Origin of the sequence: Flammeovirga kamogawensis, assembly GCF_018736065.1 — a bacterium.
In the GTDB taxonomy this organism is placed as follows: Bacteria; Bacteroidota; Bacteroidia; order Cytophagales; family Flammeovirgaceae; genus Flammeovirga; species Flammeovirga kamogawensis.
In genome coordinates this window covers 797,200-818,833 of the sequence record NZ_CP076129.1, presented here as the reverse complement: position 1 = coordinate 818,833, position 21,634 = coordinate 797,200, and the positions used below count along the sequence as shown (strand labels likewise).

The window sequence follows — 21,634 nt, the reverse complement described above, 5'->3', positions numbered from 1 at the left end:
TGCAATTACTGCCTAAATATTTAATTTAGGACTCCTATTATCACCTAATGCCAGATTTTTAATAGTAAAGACTATGGAAGGAAATAAAAAAAAGATATCAGCCGAATTCCCATTTGAATCTAAATTTTTAGAAGTAAATGGTAGTAAAATGCATTATATTGATGAAGGGGAAGGAGATACGATCCTCTTTCTTCATGGCAATCCCACTTCTTCTTATTTATGGAGAAATATCATACCTTATTTAAAACCTTTAGGCAGATGTATTGCACCTGATTTAATAGGAATGGGTAAATCTGATAAGCCAAATATTGGCTATTCTTACAAAGATCATACTGATTATCTAACAAAATTTATTGATAACCTTGACTTAAAAAATATCACATTGGTACTTCATGATTGGGGTTCAGGTATCGGTTTTCATTATGCCAATACACACCGCGATAACATTAAGGCCATTGCTTTTATGGAAGCGATGGTAAAGCCGATTGAACCATCACCAGAAATGCAGACTGCTTTTAAAATGATGCGTACCAAAGGAATTGGATGGTTGATGATCAGTGTTGGTAATATGTTTATAAATAAGATGCTACCAAGCATGATCAACAGAACATTGACAGAAGAAGAATTCAATTATTATAAAGCACCTTATCCAACAGTAGGAAGTAGAAAAGCTTTGAGAGAATTCCCTAGAAATGTACCAATTGGTGAAGAACCTAAATTTTCATATGATAGAATAAAAGCCTATGGTGAGTGGTTGACAGAAACAGATCTTCCAAAACTTTTATTGTACGTTACGCCTGGAGCATTGATCAGAGATGTGGATGTGAAATTTATAAAAGAAAACTTCTCAAATCTGAAAGCAGTAGATGTGGGTGAAGGACTTCATTTTATTCAAGAGGACAACCCTCATCAAATTGGCGAGGAAATAGCACAATGGTATAAAGAATTATAGCCTTACTATTAAATGTTGATGTCACTTTAAAAATTAAATGATGAATCGTATTGATAAAGTTTTTCCAAAGGAATTTGGGAATGATTATAAAGGCCACAAAATAGCCTTATACTTCTTTTACTTTTTTACTATACTGACTGTAGTAAGAAGTTTAATTCATATGTTTTCTGCCGATGGGGGAGCACAGAGTATTGCCACAATTCCTTTAGATACTTATACAGATGGAGGTGCAAGCACTGTCATCTTAATATTTTCACTTTGGGGTTTATCTCAATTAATCATGGGTTTGCTTTACGTTATCGTTTGTTGGAGGTACAAATCTCTTATCCCTTTAATGTACTTATTCCTTTTTATAGAGTACTTGATGCGATTAGTATTAATGACACTCAAACCCATTGAAACAACAGGTACAGCACCGGGCGGAGTAATCAATTATATCTTCGTTCCTTTAGCAATTCTATTGTTTTTCTTATCCATCAAGTCTAGAAAGTAGATAGACAAGGGCCTATTTTAGCTATAAAATTTATTTGTAGGTACTGTCTTAAAAGTCAAACATTTTGATAGGGTTATTTTATGGGGTGGTGATTTTCAATCTTCTAAAGAAATTTAATTGTTCTGTACTACAATAACAATTAAATTGTAAACGTCTTTCAATAATCTAACAACAAATTTTTTTTAAAATATGTTGAAAGCATTTTATACTATTGTATAAACGCCATACCCTAATACTTCAGAAAATGGAAATAATGGGTCATTGTGTTTATTGAATATCAACCTTTACTATGATCAACTTATAACCAAACAAATTTATTAGTTTAAACTTTCTACTTAGATACATTTGAAATGAAATATTACACCTTTCTATTATTACTTATCGGATCAATTTTAATGATTGATCACCCTACAATTGCACAAACAAATACTTCTCAAACAGAGCAATTTAAAAAAAGAATTGAGGGTTCCATTTATTCTGAAACTTTAAATGAAAACCGAGACTTTTGGGTGAAATTACCAGATAATTACAAGCCAGAGAATGAAGAAAAATATGCCGTCATTTATTTAATGGATGGATTTTCTCTAGAGAGTACTTTGGAAGCTGTTTATAGTAATTATTGGGGGCATTATCTACCACATATGATACTTGTTGGGGTTTCTAACCGTAGCAACCGAATAAGAGATTTAACTACTTCTCAGGTGAAAATGAGACGAGGTAGTGCAATGGATGATGAAACAGGAGGAGCGGAGAATTTTACAAAATTTTTGGAGCAAGAACTTATTCCATATATAGATAATAACTACCCAACAATAACCTACCGTACTTTAATTGGCCATTCTTATGCAGGTTTGTTTACCATAAATACGCTAATAAACCATCAACATATTTTTCAAAATTATATTGCCATAGATCCAAGTTTGGATTGGGACAATCAAAAATTATTGAAGGAAGCAAAAGAGAAATTGAGTACAGAAAGCTATGAAGGGAAATCCCTTTATGTGTCTTTAGCAGCAGAACAACTACATATGTGGAAGGAAGAAATTACCATGGAGAATATTATGGAGGACTCTTCAGAATTTACTTTGTTTGCACGTTCAATCATTGAGTTTTCAAATTATGCTAAGGCTCAAAAACAGAATGGATTAAATTTTTCATGGAAGGTATATAATGAAGATTTGCATGGCACTGTCCCATTACCAACAATAAGAGATGGACTAATTTTTCTTTTTGAATGGTACCAGTTTAAATCTCCTCAGAAATATAATAACCCAGCAACTCCTATAGAAGAATTGGTTTCGCTATTGAAGGAGCAGGAACAAATCTATACCAAACATTTTGGTGTTCCCACTGCACCAATGATTGATGAAATGTTAAATGGCTATGGCTATATGAATATGCAAATGGGACAACCTGAGAAGGCGTTCATGTTTTTTGAAATGAATATTAAGTATAACCCAACGAGTGCCAATGCTTATGACTCTATGGCTGAGTATTATGAATCTCAAAACGACAATGAAAATGCCTTAAAATACTTACAAAAGGCCTATGAAATAAGTGGTAAAGAGTACTATAAAGAAAGAATTGAAGCTCTAAATATAAAATAACGAAAGGCTATTATGGGTGTAGTGCATAACTCAGGTAAAAAGATAGTGATGAAAATCGAATATTTTCCTATTTTGTAACTAAAGCAAAATAGACGTCAAGTACTCTAGAGGTAACTAAACGTTGTAAATAATTTCATAATAGATAAAATTGTAAATAAATAACGATGAATTTAGTAAGCAAAACTCAAGAAGGGTTACTCTCAGACCCAACACCATTTGTAGAGTACTTGACTTTAGAGTTAAAGCAGGATAAATATAAAGTAGAAACAATTTTAGCCGTATTTGATAATTTCTCAAAAATATCAAAATCTATTGGCCAGAAAGATACCACTGCTCTATTGACTATAACCATTGGTTTTTCATCTAAAGGATGGACTTCTTTATTCCCAAATGAGCCAATGCCAAATGAATTACACCCATTTATTGAGCTAAAGTCTGGAGATAGACACTTTCCTTCAACTCCTGGAGATATCTTTTTTATGGTAAAATCTATGCGGATGGATTTAAACTATCAGGCAACAAAATATATTCTTTCTACATTTAAGCCAATAGCAAATGCAATTCAGGATATTCAAGGATACAAATATCTGGATGATAGAGATTTAATTGATTTTGTGGATGGAACAGAAAACCCAAAAAGTAACGAGAGAGCCAAGGCTGTAATTATAGATCACGAACCTTATGTTGGAGGAAGCTATCTTATTGTACAACAATATTTCGACAAACAAGAAGAATGGGATTCATTGACAACCGAATATCAAGAGGGTGTGATTGGTAGAACAAAAATGGATGATATTGAAATTGAAGACGATAAAAAAAAGCCCTATGCTCATAATGTAAAATCTAAAGTTGAGATTGACGGTGTAGAAATTAAAATGTTAAGACAAAATAGACCTTTTGGTAATGCAATGGAACATGGAACAATGTTTATTGGTTTTGCTAAATCGGCAAGTATAATCGAAACATCACTAAAACAAATGATAGAGCCTGGAGAAAATGGACATCACGATAAATTATTAGATTATGTAACTGCAAAAACAGGAACACTGTATTTTATTCCACCACAAAGCTTCTTGGATAATATGAGTAATTAAGCAAAGGTGATTACGGTATTTTAATATACATCTGGCGTTATAATTCTGTACTTTCTTCAAACAAAAGAAATTAGTGATTTAACGTGAGAAGAAATATTCACTCTCTCCCCTGTTTCCCCTGTTCAAAGTGTTAAGCCGCTAGGCGTCACTTGGAACTTGCACATAGAAGAAGTCTCCCGACTTCAAACCATATTATTTAAGCACAATACCAAAACAATATAACAAGTTCATCATTCTTAACTCTTCATTTTTAATTCTTAACTCAAACCTATACTGTTTGTAGTATCAAGCCGTCAGGCGTTACTATGAACTTTATTATTGTTATAGTTTCTAACTTATAACGATAACAGATTTTAGAATAAAAATATACTTCACCAAGTTCCACTTTCAATAATAACTAACCGCTACAAGTACAATAATTACGAAGATATACCTTACATATATCCGTTAAAAATCATTACCCAAAGACCCTAATTTCAATCTCTTATCTTCACCTTTAATGAATGATGTAAATAATAAAACACTGTGCCTATATTATTATTTTTTCAATAAAAAGTATTTACCATTAAAGAAAATGAAATATTATTACCCGTAATTTGTGAATTATAAAAGAAAGTTTTGCAAGATTTGTTCATCTAAGACTTACAAAAAACTATTGTACTCAAAATGCAAACGATTAATTTCAACGATACGCTTAACGATCAAAACGTATCAATTTATGTCAGCTCTCAAGAAGAAGCTCAGAGCTTTATAGATCAAATGTACGCGAAGCATAAGAAATATAGCATGGAAGCTAGTAAAGGAGAATATGCTGCCGATAAAGGGGAAACAACACGTCAATTATTGTCAAGTCAGATAACTTTATTGCAAAATAACATCTCTAATCTTGATGAAGTGTTAGCAACTCAATCTGATGGACCGCTGAAAGATAAAACACAACTGGAAAGAGACAAAGCCTTTGTAAAAGTAAGAGAATTACTTATTAGATATGAAGCTAAATGTGGTTATGGCTATATTGAAAATAGCTTTGAAACTGCAATTGAAATCGCTTTTAAGCATGAACTAATTGAAAGTATTAAAGTAGTGGTTGATTACGCTAACCTACAAGGTTGGACAGTCAATGATTATGAATTATTTACAGCAACTGTAACAGTATAATATTGCTATATCATTGCTCTTAAAAATAAGGGATTTCTATCTGTCAATTAAATAAATCAAGTAAGTTTTAGATACATCTTGGACAATAGAAGCTTTTAATGTAGTCAAATAAAGAGCGTTCACTTAATAACACTCTTTATTTGACTTACTTAATCCTTTCCAAATATGAAAAACCTTCAGCTCTACCATAGAAAAGTCATCCAACGTCTGATAGAAGAAAAAATATTCAGTGTTCCCGAAATTGCGGAAGGACTAGAGGTATCTCCTTCAACCATATATCGTGAACTAAAACGTAATACCCACCCACTAACTAAAAAATACAATGCAGACTATGCCCATAAATTATACTTAGCTCGTAAGAAGTTATCAGGCGGAAGTAGAAAAACAAGACCTATCCGTCCTAACCCAATAAGAAAAAATGATTATGAGTTACACACCGAAAGAAGGTTTTTACTTTGGTATTCTGACAGACACTATAAAGTGAAATTTAATTCTAGCAGATTTAAGTTTAATCCATTCCCAAAAATGTATGCTTTTCGTCTAGGAATAAAGGATGTAACGTATCATGATGATTGGGAACTTTTTGATCTATGGCTAGAACACCTAAAACACCAAAAAGAACAAAGATCAACATCCACCCCAAAATATTATTGGATGCGAGCCTTAATCAAAAACGAAACAACATTTACACTCTGGAAGAATCCATCAACAGCAATGGAACAGAAGAAGTGCGTTTAACGCTTTCTTATTCGCTTCTTCACCTCAAAAATCCCCTCAACTGTCTCTCTGTTTTTATAGTCTACGTCCTTTAAGGGATTTTTTTATGCCCAAATTTTCTTATCCGACTGTTTTATTTCCATTTTTAGTTGAGGATGGAGAAGAATTGCATTTGCTCACGAATTGGTTTTGGAATTTATTTTTTAGCAACCGATTGAAGTGTTTTAATTTTTATGATAACAGTGGGTAGAATGCTGTGTGATAATGTTTGTTAATTGATGCGTAAAACTTGTAATTCAATTACTTTATTAAGACCTTACGTAAGGTTAATGACTTCTATTACTGGTGACTAAAACTTCAACAAAGCAAACTTATATCTCCATTAATAGTAGTGTGTTAATAATTGGATAAACGCAATAAATATATTGTGCAAAAAAACATCCTACAACTTTATTTTAGGATTTTGATGAAAACGTCTAAATATCGCTTTATTCAATGAAATAAAACAGAAATAAACACAAAATATATAAGCGGTAATACGTTTGTATATTGTTATGCTGTATAATCTAGGCGAGTGCATCTGCATAATGCACGTAGGTACTAAATTTTTATTATTCAAGCACGGGTGATTCACCCGCAGAAAGTATTAGTTATTTTGTACCTCTATATATGCAGTCGTGCGATTCGCACGGTTTAGTAAAATTATAAACTGAAACAGGAGTGAAGTCAAATCATTGTGAAGAATTAAATTAGGAGAAAGGAATTTTTTTAACACAGAATTAGTCAAAAGGCTATTTACTTTTCAAATAATTAAAGTTTAAAAAATGGTTTTGTTTTTCAACGTTCATCAAAAATTTAGAGTTCTCTCAATTAATGATGTTCACGTTAGGTAAAACTTTTTAGTATCTGTACTTTCAGTATTCAATTTAAAATTAAAAAATACACAGCATAACAATAACTAAATTAGCATATCGGTCGACGTGCCCTCTACGCAATTTAGTCAAACCGTTATGCTGTATAATCTAGGCGAGTGCATCTGCATAGTGCACGTTGGTACTAAATTTTTATTATTCTAGCACGGGTGACTCACCCGCAGAGAACATTAGTTGTTTTGTACCACTATATTTGTAGTCGTGCGATTCGCACGGTTTAGTAAAATTATAAATTGAAACAGGAGTGTAGTCAAATCATTGTGAAGAATTAAATTAGGAGAAAGGAAATTTTTCAACACAGAATTAGTCAAAAGGCAATTTACTTTTCAAATAATTAAAGTTTAAAAAATGGTTTTGTTTTTCAACGTCCATCGTAATTTTAGAGTTCTCTCAATTAATGATGTTCACGTTTGGTAAAACTTTTAAGTATCTGTACTTTCAGTATTCAATTTAAAATAAAAAAATACACAGCATAACAATAACTAAATTAGCATATCGGTCGACGCGCCCTCAACGCAATTTAGTCAACCCGTTGTAGGTAATTAGAGAAATGCAGAAATTCAATTTAATATTTTTACAATCAGGTAAAACTTTAATTAGTCAAAAACAATATTCTGATTGGAAAGAAATTCAAGACGATTTTCAAGGTTATATTGCAAGTGTAGGTTTTAATTCAATTGATGAAATTAAAGAGTACATTCAGTTTGATTACAAATTAACAGAAGAAAAAGCAATTAAGGAATCGAATAAAATATTTAAATCTAATACAGATTTTGTAGAAGTTGAACTATGATTAATGTGATCGAAAATATATTCACAACGTTTCACGATGGAGGAATAACAGGCTGGGAAGGAGATTTAAAACAACTGACATTAAAAATAGAATGTCAATATCTTGGAAAAGAATTTCAAGAAGGTTTTAATTTTTTTTATCTGCTTATATACAATATTGAACATATTGAGCTAGAACCATGGATGAATCCGATCACACTCAAAAAAATCAATTGGACTGAATTAAAAGACATTTTTAAAGCAGAATTAGAAATTGGATATGCAGAAACTTTAAATGGTATTGTAAAAGTAAGCTGTAATCAACACAATACTAATTATGACTATTGTGGAGGAAACTTGCTAATAAAAGCTGAAAAAATAGAAATTAAAAATCATTTAAAACAAAAAATCAAACCAACTGACTTGTTTAAAGCTAGTGAAAATTACTGGAATAAGTTTAGTAATAATTAACTACCTACAACATCAACTAAATCTGCATATCGGCCGACACGTCCGCTTCGCAGTTTAGTCAACGCGTTATGGAGTATTGGTATTGTTATACTCATTAAACTAATTAGTTTTAAATATAAAATTCCTATCTATATATTGTAGAATAAGTAATAATTATGAGATTTTTAGGAACACTTGTTTTTTTTATTCAAGTTTTAAATATTCAATCTTCACCTAATTTTAGTTCTGAACTTAAAAATTTAGAAGAAGAATTACAAGCCTCTACTTTTCAAATGATATTTGATGATTTTGAAGGTGGTGACTGTTCGCAAAAACTTGTTAAATATAATTCTAATAAAAATGTAATATTTAAAGAAACTATAGATTGTAATGATTATGGAGAAACAATTACATATTATTTGCCGAATTCAAAAGGTGAATTAGAGATTATCTATATTTTAAAAACTAATTGGAATATTAATTCAACTTACAGTCTTGAAAATATAAAGTATAGTTTAAAAGAAATGTCAAAAAATTATATTTCGGTTACTTCGAAAAGTCCTTCTTTAAGCATTATAAATCAAGGAAAAGTTAATACAACTGTAATTGAACTTATTGAAGTTGATAAAATAATAAATAAATATAATTCACTTAATAACACTCCATAACATCAACTAAATCTGCATATCGGCCGACACGTCCGCTTCGCAGTTTAGTCAACGCGTTGGCAAACATAAAATGAGATCTAAGAAATGGGATTAGACTCGGTAGAATTATTGTTTTTTGTTGAAGATACATTTAGAATACGGTTAAATGCGTCAGAAGCAGAACAAATAAACACTGTACAAGACTTTTCAAATTCTGTTTATAGTAAAGTGATGACTAAACGAAATGAAAAATGTCTCTCACATCAAATATTTATTAGGGTTAAAAAGGCTATTAAAAAATTGAACTTTACCGAAACTGCTATTATGCCTGAAACATCATTATTTGAACTGTTCAGTAATAAAAATTTAGTAAGAAATTGGAAATTACTTGAAACGGAAATAGGTCTTATATTACCAGAATTAACGTCTCTAGATATTAGTCCAAATTTAGATTTACATGTTAAATTTTTAGGTGTCAAGATTAGAAAACGTTCAACACCAATATTAAATGGTACGGTAAAACAGTTAATTAATTGGATAGTATCTTTAAATTATAAAGAACTTATAAATCTTGAGAAGATCACGGGTAAATATGAAGTTGAAAGAGTAATCATCGGAATAATATATAATACAATGGGTATTCCAATAAATGAAATAGATTTGGAACATTCCATAAGATATGATTTAGGAATAGATTAAAAACGTTTGCCAACAACAGCTAAAACTCCAAGTCTCGGGTGACGCACCCTCGCTCGTAGTTTAGCAAATTCGTTATAGCCAATGTAAGTGACAAAATTTCAACTTAAGCATGAATAAAATATTCTATAAAACTCATCCTAGGTTATTTATTCTAAGTATAACCTTCTTAGGATTTATTTTTTTTAGCGAGTTAAATTTGTTGATATTTTTTAAATCAGAAGGAGATTTTAATTTGATGATTGTTTCTTTAATTATTGTTTTTACAATTTTGCCTTTGGTAAGTTTATATTATTTATTGAAGATTAAGATAATCAAACTGGGGCATAAAGAAATTATTATTTCTAATTTTTTTCTTCCCTTCTCTAGGTCTATCAATTTTAATGAGATTATGAAAATGGAACAAAAAAGCAAAAGGATTAAATCGAATTATGGAGGTTCAGTTCAAACCAAATATCTTTATACTGAAGTGAAAACATTAATATACCTAACTAATAATAAGCGGGTCATTCTTAATAGTATTAGTGAATCAGAATTTGGAGAATTACAAACAATATACTTAAAACTAAAAAGAAGTGAAGGTAAAATTAAACCTAGAAATAACTCAATTATTTATTACTTACTTGACAGCTTGGATGGATTGATTTGGATTATCATATCGATTTTTTTAACAATAGGACTAGGTTTTTCATTATTTGACCAGGCTTTAAAACATTAATTAAACAAAGGCTATAACAACAGCTAATCTCCATCCATCGGGTGACGCACCCGCTGGTCGTAGTTTAGCATTTACGTTACCAACTATTAAAGTAAAGCTTGCAATTAAATTTTATTCAAAATAATATTGTGACATGAATTCAGAATCGACCTTGACTAAATATATAGTAATAGTATTGTTAGTTTTGACAGCCAGCTCTATAAAAGCACAGGCAAAAAAGGATACTTTATCTGAAATTGTTATAGGACACAAGTGTTTGTTCAATGGGACAATCACAGAAAGATTTGAGATTAATTACAAAAAGAAGAATTTGTACCGCTTAACGATTTATGCGAATTATTTACATATCAAAGGCGAAAAATTCAGAACTAAAATAAAGACTTCAAAGAAAGAATGGTTTGAATTAAATAAATTAGCTGAAAACGTAAAGTTGGTTTGTAGAGAGGAATCTGTTAAAAAAGAAAATGAAGATTACTTTATTTCCTTTTATAAAAACGGGAAATTAGAAAAAAAATTCAGCTATTCTGAATCCAATGTACCATCAGAATTAAAGCAAATATTAAATTTTATCCGAAAAGAAATAACAGTTGGTAACAGTAGCTAATCTCCATCCATCGGGTGACGCACCCGCTGGTCGTAGTTTAGCCATTACGTTACACAACATAAAGCCAAAATATCAGAGAATGTCAAAGTTTATCATATTATTAATTTTATTATCTCATTCTGTTATTGGGCAAAATGTAAAAACAGATAAAAACAATAAGAATGTAATGGAACAGTTCCATCAATATTACTCGTATGTTCCTAAACCAACTGTTACCAACACATCATTAGAAAGTTTAAAATCAAAATATTATTCATTTAATGATTACTCAATAGAAAAGTTATCTGTTTTTTATGACCGTAACTCACAATCAATTAATGATTTAATTTTTTTAGAAAGGCAGATAATAACTTTAAGCGAAAACTTATTTAAAGAACATAAATATATATTGCTACAGGTAATCGGAGGAGCTAAAGGGTGTATTGAACCATGGTATGAGGAGAAAAAAACAAAAAATATAGAAATCAAAATAATAAGGCTATGTGCTGGTTGTCTTGAATTTACATCAATAAATTCTTTGGCTAGAATTTATAATGTTGTAATGAAAAAATTATTATGTATTGATCCTGAACCTAAACATGTAAAATACAAATCAAATAACTACGAGAAAAACTTTAAAACAATATTAGATTTTGATTTGGTCAACAGGTCTTATACTATTACCAATATTGAAACACAAGAAACAATAGATAGGGGCTTTTGGACTGAAAAAAATAGGAGCTATTATTTAGTCTCTACAAAAAATGACACAAGAATCGAGAAGTTTGAGATGACAAATAATACTTTAATAAGTAAAAATTTTGGTAAGTTTAAATTGTTAATGTAACGTTGTGTAACAACAACTAAACTCCAATCACGGTTGACACAACCGCTCACGTAGTTTAGTCATCACGTTGTACATTATGATAAAATACATCCTGTATGTCAGAAATTAGATTAGAAAAAATTCATGTTAAGAATTATAGGTCATTCAAGGATGGAATAAACTTTGAATTTCCAGGTGAAGATTATAAGAAACCTATTTCAATTATTGGATATAATAACGCTGGAAAAACCAATCTTTTGAATGCAATATTGTATGGCATAGGCTATAAGTATATTACAAAGGATACTTTTTCTATTAACGACTTTCATAATCAAGACATTTCTAATGTTCCTGAGATTGTCGCATATATGAATAGTTCAACTGAAGACAAAGTTGATGGTAAACAAGCTAATTTATCAGGTTACCATAAGCTTGAGTTTATTCTTGATGGAATTGAGATTGAGAGTGCAAAGATTAACTCTTTAAAACCTAATGGAACTGATACAAATTGGCAGGCATTCGGTGCAATAAAGTATTTTAACGTATTCTATATCAACTTTCACAATATAAAAGAGGAGATTTCTACTAAAAAAACAAGTTGGGGGAATTTAACTTCATTTTTAGCAAAGCACATTAAATATCTTGTTGATAGTGATGCCGAAATGCTCGCTAGAAAAGGAACATATATTGAAGAAGCAAAGCAAGCTACTGAGAAAGTGTTAAGTGATTCACTTTTAAGTAAATTTATTGAAAAGGTAAAAATTAACTATAGTAAGAACTTACGAGAAAATAATTGCCATGTAGAGTTTGGTCTTCCAAATTATGAAGATATTTTTCTTCAAATGTTATTCAAAATTGGGCTTAACGGAGATAATAGTAATTTAATCCCAATAGAACATTTTGGGGACGGTTACATTTCAATGTTTGTAATGGCAGTTATACAGTCTATAGCTGAAAGTCAACTTGATGATAAGTGCTTGTTTTTATTTGAAGAGCCAGAAAGTTTTTTACATGAGAATCATCAAGAGTATTTTTATAAAATGGTTTTATGTTCTTTAGCTGAGCAAGGACATCAAGTCATTTATACAACACATTCTGATAGAATGGTTGATGTGTTTGATACAAAAAGTATAATCAGATTGGAATTTGATGAAGAGACAAAACATACTGTAAAAAAATATAATAACACAGCAGAATTTGAAACAAGCAATGAAGATATTATATCTCTAGCAAATTTTAATAGTTTTATTAAATCAATAGAGCCGAACCTAAACCGAATTCTTTTCAGCAGGAAAGTATTGCTAGTTGAAGGTCCCAATGATTTATTAGCGTATAAATATGCGATTGAACAAAAGGTTAATAATGTTGTAAATGATTCTAAATATTCAAACTCTTATTTGAATTTTAAGAATATAGCAATTGTTGTGCATCACGGGAAATCAACAGCTCTATTGCTGATTGATTTATGCATACATTTTGGACTTGACTATTTTGTCGTTAATGATTGGGATTTTACAAATAATTTTCAAGCGGAATTATCGGATTTTGCAGATGAAAATCGGTTAAAAGATTCTGAATTATACCTTTATGATAATGGTGAAGCCCGAACATCAACAAGCAAAGGAATGATAACGACGAATTGGAAGTTGATAAAAAATTCAGGAGTAGACAACATACACTTCAATATACCAAAACTTGAAACTGTACTACAATACAATTCTGATAATAAGTCGAGTATAGGAATTTGGGAAAGATTGAATGAAATTGGAGAATTTGGGTCAGATTTTATGCCTGAAAAATTATGTGAATTTCTTGAATTAAACCAAGTAGACAGATTGATAATTGAAGAGGAAGATGATTTGCCATTCTAATAAAATAATGGATACAAAAAATTCACTATATAAAATTTATAATATATTGTAAAATAGAAGGTTATAGTTCGATTTGTAATCGTAACTGTTTTATAGTTTTGAAGTTTTAGTCGTTTACTTCATTTTTAACATTTGTTCTTTATAAATAATTTGAATTATTATATTATCTATCAATTCTGACATCTTTAACATCAAAAAAACCTTCGTTAGAGTAATTCAAGACTATTAATTTAAACTCCAAGGCATATGTTCAACTATATATCTTGGAGTTTTTTTATTCACACCCTCAAAAAAAAACAATCTTCAATCTCAAAAATGAACTAGATAGAAACCTAAAACTTTCGTAACTTTAAAACAGACAAACTTCATACAGTGTGAGAGGTATTAACCAATTTAGGAAAAGCGATCTCTAAAAAGACTACAACAAATAAATTTTCATCTAACAATGTCACTAAAAAGAGAACTGATTTATATTGATGGGAAAGATCAGACGGATAGAATTGAAAACTATTCATATGAAGGTAATAAGTGTGTTATTGTCTTTAAAAACAGTGATAGGAAATTTCTTTATAGAAAAAAAGACTTCACTATTTGCAGTATCAAGCCGATAGGTGTTACTACGAATTTTATTATTGTTTATGTTTGCAACTTATCACAATAATAAACTGTCTTATTCATATATCATGTTATGAGTCAAAGACTTTAGGCAATTACTAGTTCTCAGTAACACCTATCGACTTAATTCTCTTTTCTAAGGCAAACTAAATTAAAACGCAAATGACTAAAGTATTGAATAGAATTACTCTTTTATTGTTGGTATTATTTATATCTAACTTATCCTTTGGGCAAAATCAAAAACAAATTCGTTTTCTAAAAAAAGAATTGGATGTTACTGCTTATCAGAATCAGGAATTAAGTATTAAGCTTATTTGTAAAGCAAGTGACTCGAGTAAAGTAATCATCAGAGCATTTTTTGACTCAAAAGACAATGAATATATAAGTTATAAAACTATAGATAGTAATAGTAAGCAGTTAGATAATTCTTGGATTAGTTATAGTGGGAAAATTAAGATACCTAAGAAAGCAGCAAAATTAGATTTAGGTGCAATGACTTTTACATTTCCAGAAAGTATATCAATAGCTAATTTGTCAGTGTTTAGTGAATCAGGAGAAATATACAATACAAGTAATCATTTTGATTTTGATGAAATAAATTATTCAAAGAATGAAGACAAATCTTTAACTTATAATGAAAAGCCTACAATAAAACTAACCATCAATAATCAGGTACTATATGGGAATAATTCACAGGAAGGTAAGTATGTAAAGCTGAATGGAATTGATTTCTATTATGAAGTATATGGCAAAGGTGAACCTATCTTATTATTACATGGAAATAATGAATCGATTAACGCTTTTCGATTTCAAATTGATAAACTAAAAGAAAACTATAAAGTTATAGTCGTAGATAGTCGTTGTCAGGGAAGAAGTTCATGCGATAAAACAAAACTTTCTTATAAGCAGATGGCGAGTGATATGAGTGCATTATTAGATTTCTTAAACCTTGATAAGGTGACGATACTTGGATGGAGTGATGGAGGTAATACTGGACTAGAGTTCGCATTGCAATACCCCGAAAAAGTAAAAAGTTTGATTACAATGGGGGCTAATCTTTTTCCTACTGAGGAGGCTATCAAACCAGAAGTTTTAAAGCAATTGAAACATAGTGTCAGAGTGAATAAATCAATGGGTATTTTTTATAAGTATTTGAGAAGGTATGGAAAAGTGGGTGAAATATGTTTAAAGTATCCTGATATGTCACCTGAAGATTTAAACACTATTCGTATTCCAGTTCTTGTGCTCGCAGGGGAGAATGATGTGATTGTTGACGAACATACAAAGTTAATAGCCAATAGCTTACCAAATTCAGAATTATATATTTTTCCAAATCAAGGGCATTATGCTCCAATCGAATGTCCTGAAGATTTTAATAATGCTGTAATTCAGTTTTTACAAAAAATAGATGATGACACAACTTCTACCAATATTTTAAATAATTAATGGTAGGTGATGTAATCAATGTTAAAATTTATGACTCTCTCACTGTTTGTAGTATTAAGCCGTAGGCGTTACTACGAACTATATTATTGTCTAAGTTTGAAACTTATAACAATAATATAGTTTTAGTTTTTTGTTGTTATAAGTCAAAGACTATAACAATATGCTAGTTCCGAGAGACGCCTTTCGGCTTGACTCTCAGAACATAGGTAGTTTGAAATCAACAGATTTCTAATAATAAGGTACAAGTGACGACTTCGTCTTAATACTTGTATCAGTGAATAATAGACCATGATATTAAGTATGAGTGATTGATTTATCTCTAATTCACTTTATGATATTCTATCCTTGGAATAACGTTATTAAACATATTCCAATCTGCTAAATACTTCTCATTGGCTTGAGTAAAGACTCTTCCTTGCCATTCACATTCGAAAAAATCCGTTCTAAAAGGCTTTCCATTTGAGAAAGATCGACCTTCTGTATAAAAAGTGGCATAAACTTTTGCCCTGAATAGTTGACCAATCCAAGTTACTTCATCACTTACTGAATAGATAATATTTCCCTTGTAAAAGTATTCTTTTTGTACTCCTCCATAATGCTCTGAACTATAAGCTGAAGATGATTTCACCTTCTTTTTATTTTCATCGAAATAAGCAATTTCATAACTTGAATCATATTCACCCATCTGATTACTTATAGTATCATAACTTACTATTGAGGATTCTAACATTTTAACTTTCTCAAAAACATTTTTTATTTCTTTCTGATCTGGGTGCATTGCCAAAACAGTTATATTAAAAAATTGATTGATGGCATTGTAAGCATCTTGCTTTAAGTATTTATAAGGGTTGTCACCTAAATTATTAATACATTTTTCTGTATCTCCTTCCTTTAATAAGATGATGTCAGCCGTATCATTATAATAGGCTCTTAGTTGTGGAGTGGACTTATCTTTAGGATTAAAAAAGATAAAATATGGATGGTATTCACCTTTTTTGTAATGATAATAATATTCATAAAGTCCTTCGTAGGTATGGACTTTTGAGACACTAAGTTGATTTCCTTCTAAGTAATAATCTGTTTCTTCATATGAGACTTTGTTTAGTATTACATCTTTGCTCGTAATCCTGTAATACCGATTCCTTATATTTTTAATTGTCTCATCATTTTGAGAGAATGTTAGATAAGGAATAAAAAAGAGTGTAAAAAAAATCAGTATAGTTTTCATAAGTTTGCATTTAGTATATGGTGTAAGTTAACTAAATAATATTTTAGCTTGAAGTCTACAGACTTCTTCAAAAAATAAGGCACAAGTGATGACTTAGTCTTAATACTTGCACCAATAGAAGAGATAAAAATCTTAAAAATATGATTAAATTTTATGGAATATTATCGCTTCTATCAATCACTTTAAATGATTTATTTTCTTCAAAGAAGGAGGAGGAGGTAGATACAATTCAAGTCGATTACCTTGTTGGTCACCCATTAGATTCTATACCCCCAAAGCCAAGTTCAAAATACTATAAAGCTTTAAAGGAAATTGCTCAACAGTCGGATTGTTTTTGTAGTAAAAAAGTATTCTTCAAAATTGAAGTTGATGATTTAGGAAACCTTAATAATGTAGAATTAATAAGAGGAACAGGAACGTGTTGGGATGATGAAGTGGAAAAAATAATTTTAGATTCAAGTCCTTGGCATCCATCACAAGTGAATGGCGAAAATATAAGTTCCGAGATTGTTTTACCCGTATATATTGGAACTGTAATTACCTACGAATGCCAAGAACCTAACTAATAAACTAATTCACCTCCCTCAAAACAGGAATACCAATCCAACTTTCACTACTAATCTTCACCTTCAAAGGTTTATCAGTATCCTTCATGTTTTTCGTTGATCCAATATTTTTTTAGTTATACCTAGAGAATTTAAAGAGTGATATTAAGAGTATAATTTTATCAAATCATTATTTATTTTCTCTCCTTTAAAGAACGATATTGAACTACCATTTATCTTGAAGAAGCGTAGATATTTACTTTGATCATCATTAAAATAGACAGCTTGTTCAGCCGCTACACCATGAGGAGAAATAGTACTTGTAAATGTACCACTATTAAGATATTCTTTAGTGTACTCTTCTTCATCAATAAAAAATCTATTTGGATAATCATCTATCGATAAATCAAGTAAAATATCTCTGTAGTCAAAATCAATAGCTAAGTCGTGTAAAATATCATTATAATCAAACTTATAGAATGGTATTTTTATCTCTATAGCATAAATATTTTCATACATAGAACGATTATAATAAAGTAGAATCTCATGATTAGGATTGGTAAGATGATTAATCACTGACTGACTTTGATTTTTCCATTGACATTTGAAGTGCTGATAGACTTCATAATCCTCATCCATTACAGTAATTATATCTTTAATTTTAAGTTGTGATATATTATCCAGAGATTTATTCCAAAAATCTGTAGTTACTACCTTTTGGTTCTTTTTCTCTTTCTTTTTAACTATTTCATCATTTGATATCTTATAATCTTGTAAACCTATATACTTTTCTAAAAGCCTTTCAGTGTTGAGTGCTTCATGTTTTCCTAAATTAAAAATGTCAAGATTTTTTCCATCATGAACCATCTTCAATTTTCCCTTTTTAGTTACATAAAATTGCTCTATTTTATTAATTGATAATACCAATTTATTGTGAGGTGGTAAGAATTGGAATAAAGAAGAAAAGGTAATTTTTTCTTCATTTACATTGATAATTCTTATTAATATAACAGAATGAATATTAGAAAGAGCAATGGCTGACAAGACCAATAAAAATGCAAAATTCATTATCGTAAGTGGTGCACCTAATAATAATTCTATTGAGATGAATAAAAAAATAGTAGATGAAACTATGATATAATAAAAAGTTGAATATTTATAATCATTAGTGATTTTAATATCTAATGAGGTATTTGTTTTGTTATAGTTTAGCATTATGATTCGATTGGCGATAATACATTTGTTACTTGACTGAGGTATTTTCTTTCCCCTATAAAGTAGGTATATTCCTCATTTATTTCTAATACTCTAATTGATTTAGAATAGTCTTTGGTTGTAAAGAAATACTGTTTTATATCAATAAACTTTTGAAGAGAATTGTGAATTTTACCTTCTAGCTTCTCAAAAATAACATACTCATCTCCTTCATAGTACACGATAGACAGTTTTATATTGATAAGCAGACCTTTTTTCATTTCCTCAATACAGATCATTAAGAAACCAAAAGTTGGATAAATCAAAAGAGTTTGCTCACTCTCTTCTAAGTTATAGACGAAATGTGTTGTTGTGTTTTTAAAATCCAATTGATTCACTTCACTAATAATATATTCCTCTGTAGCTACATTGATTACGCTTCCTCGATTAATATCTTCTAGCTTTATATCTATTAGATTTTGATTTTTTTTGAAGGAACGAAGCTTTATAGGAGTTGATACTTCATATTGTTCTTCTATACTCTCTTTCTTATCACTTAAATGATAGTGTTCTGATAGATTTTTGAATAGTTCTTTAAAATTATCTTTAGTCTTCAAATTATGGATTTCAATCTTATGATGAATTCCTGTTGATTTTTGAATTACAATAATTAAAGGAAAAGGTTGCTTTTCTTGATAAATGATATCTTCTATGTCATTGTTTTTTATTGTAAGTATAGGTTGAGATACATTGTTTTTATCTAGCCTTTTTACTTTTAACTCTACATCAGTGACTGTAACAATCATCTTAGTCTTTATATGAGAGAAATAATCATAATTAGCTTTAGTAAAAAAGCTAATTGTGACGGTTTCAATAAATACAAATAGCCAATAATTCAAATCGTTAAATTCATATAATCCAAAGGCTAAACTTCCAATTAAAAATAAGAATACTCTGAAGACAGAGTTGTCATAAAAAAAATTATGCACTTCAAATTTTTTAAACACTGACATGTTGTTTGTACGTTCTTGGTGCTGCATATTCATTTTGTAATTCTTTATTTAAGTTCTCATTAATGTCCTCAAAAGTGATATCAAAAGTTACTTTTTCTCCAATTGAAATGTTTATATATCTTGTGTTACAATATTTCTTAATACTTATATATCCCTCCTTTTCTAGCCTATAATATCTTACCTCAAAAAACTCAACGGGCTCATTTTGATTGGTTAATTCTTCTTGTCTTTGAAAAGAAAAGTCGTCTTTTAAATAGGTATAACTATCATGAATCAATCTATCAGGAAATTCATTGAAAGAAAGATTTGAAAGTTTATTTTGATCAAAAAAATCAAAAGTATTGATATTGTATTCTTCAAACAGACCTTCATTACTCATGATCAAAACACAGTTAGAACTGGCATTTTCTGTCAAAAGATGAAGATGTACATTTCCCACAATAGAATATTGAATGTATTTATTGGTAATAAATAATGGTTCTTTCCCAGCAATCGTAACAATAGTCGATATTGATTTATCTTTTGCTGTGATAAGAAAAAATAAATCACGATAATACCAAGAGTAATCGTAATCAAAAATGATATCCTTATACTTCTCCAGCTTATGATCACTTGTAATTGACATAAACGTTTCATCATTGAAAGAAGCTATTTTTTCATTCAATAAAGCTTTATGGTTACCAATATGAATAGTCGTTGGAAGGAAGTCTTTAGAATGCTTTCGAGTTAAGTAATAAGGTATTTTCAATTGATTCTTTTTTGCTTTTGAATATTTCTTAACTTGAAATACTATCCCATCCTCAAAAGCATAAAAACGATAAAATATATTATTTTTTTTCTCAGTTTCTTTAAAAAGAATAATGGTTGTTTTTTTATCTTTTGATCCTTCAAGGTGAAAGCGTTTAATTTCCGTTTTTATATGAAAATTTTTTCTATTGATACTTAAATTTGAAGGTAGTTCTTCTAACGTTTTTTGTCCTTCTTTTAAAATAGAAGAAACAGTATAGGTATTTACATAATAGCAATTAATTTTTGAATCAATAGTTGTAAAAAGAGCAGTCTGTTTACTTGATTTATTCTTTAAACTCAATATTACTTCTACATAACCATCATATATAAATTTCTGATAGTCAGTAATTGTATAGCCAGCAAAATTATTAATTGTTTTATTCCTTTTTTGTAGATTTAATCGATAACCTTTTTCAAATAGGTTATCAAAATTGTCTAAAAAATATTTATTGACAACGTAATTATAAGAAGATAAATGATGATTTGGAAATACACATTCTTCAATGCTTAATGCTTCTTGAATTCCTTGTATAATTCGAATAGTAGTATGAATTTTTTGACAGTTGAAATCTTCTGCTATTTTAATTTCTTCACCTTGTTGATTTAATAAAAAAATCATATAAGTAGTAAGCTGTTTTTTTCTGTTATCACGTTTTGATTCCCATATGACTTTTTTTGGATATAACTGTTTGATATTAGAACTATCGTATTGTGTATCTTTACCATTTTCATTGACAATCAATTGGTTATTGATAACTTGAAAAACAATATGACGACTAAAAAAAAAATCTTTAATACTTATAGAGATACCAATTACAATGATTACAAAAGTGAATAGTATAAAAAGATCATTAGCTTCGAACAGTTCTCTTACAAACAATATTATAAAAGATAAAATAAAGACTATTTGTAGAAATTTTTTTAAGAAAATATTTCTTTCTTTTATTTTATAGGAGTAAGAGTAATTAGATATTTTTTTAGCAATAGAAGGCATAGTTTACTTTTAGTTTAATTCTATTACTCTTATTTTGGGTATTTATTTTTTTACAATTGCAGTTTATGGTCTTAGTTTCCCAAAAAAGAGGAATAATTAGTTGAAATTATATTAGTTAGATATAAGTAAGTTTAATACAACAATATTAGTATAAAACAGATTTAATACAAAATGTATATGAATTTATTTGACTTTTAAGACAGTACCTAAGAACAGTAGTAGAAAGTCAGGAGCCTTTTCTGATTTTAAGACACAAGTGACGACTTCGTCTTAACACTTGTGCCAGTTATTATTT

At 29.4% G+C, this 21,634-nt stretch carries 20 protein-coding genes; 16 read left to right on the top strand and 4 right to left on the bottom strand.

The genetic code is table 11. The annotated features are described in order from the left end of the window. The first annotated feature begins 73 nt into the window (after nt 1–73). From KM029_RS21875 to KM029_RS21805, 15 genes are all read left to right on the top strand, one after another. On the top strand, nt 74–952 hold the full coding sequence (locus KM029_RS21875) for a haloalkane dehalogenase (RefSeq protein WP_144075939.1): 879 nt from the start codon (nt 74–76) through the stop codon (nt 950–952). 37 nt (nt 953–989) lie between these two features. After that, the gene (locus KM029_RS21870) at nt 990–1,445 is read left to right on the top strand and encodes a hypothetical protein (RefSeq protein ID WP_205125510.1); all 456 of its coding nucleotides are present in this window, start codon (nt 990–992) and stop codon (nt 1,443–1,445) included. A gap of 350 nt (nt 1,446–1,795) precedes the next feature. Further along, a complete protein-coding gene (locus KM029_RS21865) occupies nt 1,796–3,052 on the top strand; it encodes an alpha/beta hydrolase-fold protein (RefSeq protein ID WP_144075938.1) in 1,257 nt (418 codons plus the stop codon). 164 nt (nt 3,053–3,216) lie between these two features. Beyond that, nucleotides 3,217–4,146, top strand: coding sequence for a Dyp-type peroxidase (locus KM029_RS21860; RefSeq protein WP_144075937.1), 930 nt, complete (start codon nt 3,217–3,219; stop codon nt 4,144–4,146). Between the two features lie 666 nt (nt 4,147–4,812). After that, nucleotides 4,813–5,304, top strand: coding sequence for a hypothetical protein (locus KM029_RS21855; protein ID WP_144075936.1), 492 nt, complete (start codon nt 4,813–4,815; stop codon nt 5,302–5,304). A gap of 165 nt (nt 5,305–5,469) precedes the next feature. Beyond that, nucleotides 5,470–6,042 carry a helix-turn-helix domain-containing protein gene (locus KM029_RS21850; protein ID WP_144075935.1) on the top strand — a complete coding sequence of 191 codons (573 nt, stop codon included), beginning with the start codon at nt 5,470–5,472 and terminating at the stop codon, nt 6,040–6,042. A 1,461-nt stretch (nt 6,043–7,503) separates the two neighbouring features. Beyond that, a complete protein-coding gene (locus KM029_RS21845; protein WP_144075934.1) occupies nt 7,504–7,746 on the top strand; it encodes a hypothetical protein in 243 nt (80 codons plus the stop codon). A 5-nt stretch (nt 7,747–7,751) separates the two neighbouring features. Further along, nucleotides 7,752–8,195 carry a hypothetical protein gene (locus tag KM029_RS21840; RefSeq protein ID WP_215586360.1) on the top strand — a complete coding sequence of 148 codons (444 nt, stop codon included), beginning with the start codon at nt 7,752–7,754 and terminating at the stop codon, nt 8,193–8,195. A gap of 155 nt (nt 8,196–8,350) precedes the next feature. Further along, nucleotides 8,351–8,842, top strand: coding sequence for a hypothetical protein (locus tag KM029_RS21835; RefSeq protein ID WP_144075932.1), 492 nt, complete (start codon nt 8,351–8,353; stop codon nt 8,840–8,842). Nucleotides 8,843–8,926: 84 nt separating this feature from the next. Next, nucleotides 8,927–9,520 (top strand): acyl carrier protein, encoded by a 594-nt coding sequence (locus tag KM029_RS21830; RefSeq protein ID WP_144075931.1) that lies wholly within the window; start codon nt 8,927–8,929, stop codon nt 9,518–9,520. Between the two features lie 109 nt (nt 9,521–9,629). Next, the gene (locus KM029_RS21825) at nt 9,630–10,235 is read left to right on the top strand and encodes a hypothetical protein (protein ID WP_144075930.1); all 606 of its coding nucleotides are present in this window, start codon (nt 9,630–9,632) and stop codon (nt 10,233–10,235) included. A 133-nt stretch (nt 10,236–10,368) separates the two neighbouring features. Further along, nucleotides 10,369–10,839 carry a hypothetical protein gene (locus tag KM029_RS21820; protein ID WP_144075929.1) on the top strand — a complete coding sequence of 157 codons (471 nt, stop codon included), beginning with the start codon at nt 10,369–10,371 and terminating at the stop codon, nt 10,837–10,839. Between the two features lie 79 nt (nt 10,840–10,918). Further along, entirely contained in the window at nt 10,919–11,665 is a 747-nt protein-coding gene (locus KM029_RS21815; protein ID WP_144075928.1) for a hypothetical protein, read from the top strand. Nucleotides 11,666–11,760: 95 nt separating this feature from the next. Continuing rightward, complete coding sequence (locus KM029_RS21810; RefSeq protein ID WP_144075927.1) at nt 11,761–13,515, top strand: ATP-dependent nuclease; 1,755 nt, start codon at nt 11,761–11,763, stop codon at nt 13,513–13,515. A gap of 777 nt (nt 13,516–14,292) precedes the next feature. Beyond that, complete coding sequence (locus tag KM029_RS21805) at nt 14,293–15,576, top strand: alpha/beta fold hydrolase (protein ID WP_144075926.1); 1,284 nt, start codon at nt 14,293–14,295, stop codon at nt 15,574–15,576. Nucleotides 15,577–15,895: 319 nt separating this feature from the next. Here KM029_RS21805 and KM029_RS21800 read toward each other — a convergent pair whose 3' ends face one another. Next, complete coding sequence (locus tag KM029_RS21800; RefSeq protein WP_144075925.1) at nt 15,896–16,804, bottom strand: hypothetical protein; 909 nt, start codon at nt 16,802–16,804, stop codon at nt 15,896–15,898. Nucleotides 16,805–16,944: 140 nt separating this feature from the next. Between KM029_RS21800 and KM029_RS21795 the strand changes: the two genes are divergently transcribed. Further along, nucleotides 16,945–17,370, top strand: a complete 426-nt coding sequence (locus tag KM029_RS21795; protein WP_144075924.1) for a hypothetical protein — start codon at nt 16,945–16,947, stop codon at nt 17,368–17,370. Nucleotides 17,371–17,514: 144 nt separating this feature from the next. Here the strand turns inward: KM029_RS21795 and KM029_RS21790 are convergent, their stop codons facing one another. Genes KM029_RS21790 through KM029_RS21780 form a run of 3 tightly spaced genes read right to left on the bottom strand, consistent with a single transcriptional unit; the run spans nt 17,515 to nt 21,339 of the window. Further along, a complete protein-coding gene (locus KM029_RS21790) occupies nt 17,515–18,564 on the bottom strand; it encodes a hypothetical protein (protein WP_144075923.1) in 1,050 nt (349 codons plus the stop codon). Continuing rightward, on the bottom strand, nt 18,564–19,556 hold the full coding sequence (locus KM029_RS21785) for a hypothetical protein (RefSeq protein WP_158631179.1): 993 nt from the start codon (nt 19,554–19,556) through the stop codon (nt 18,564–18,566). The genes KM029_RS21790 and KM029_RS21785 overlap by 1 nt, the downstream gene beginning before the upstream one ends. After that, the gene (locus tag KM029_RS21780) at nt 19,543–21,339 is read right to left on the bottom strand and encodes a hypothetical protein (protein ID WP_144075921.1); all 1,797 of its coding nucleotides are present in this window, start codon (nt 21,337–21,339) and stop codon (nt 19,543–19,545) included. The genes KM029_RS21785 and KM029_RS21780 overlap by 14 nt, the downstream gene beginning before the upstream one ends. Between the last annotated feature and the right edge of the window lie 295 nt (nt 21,340–21,634).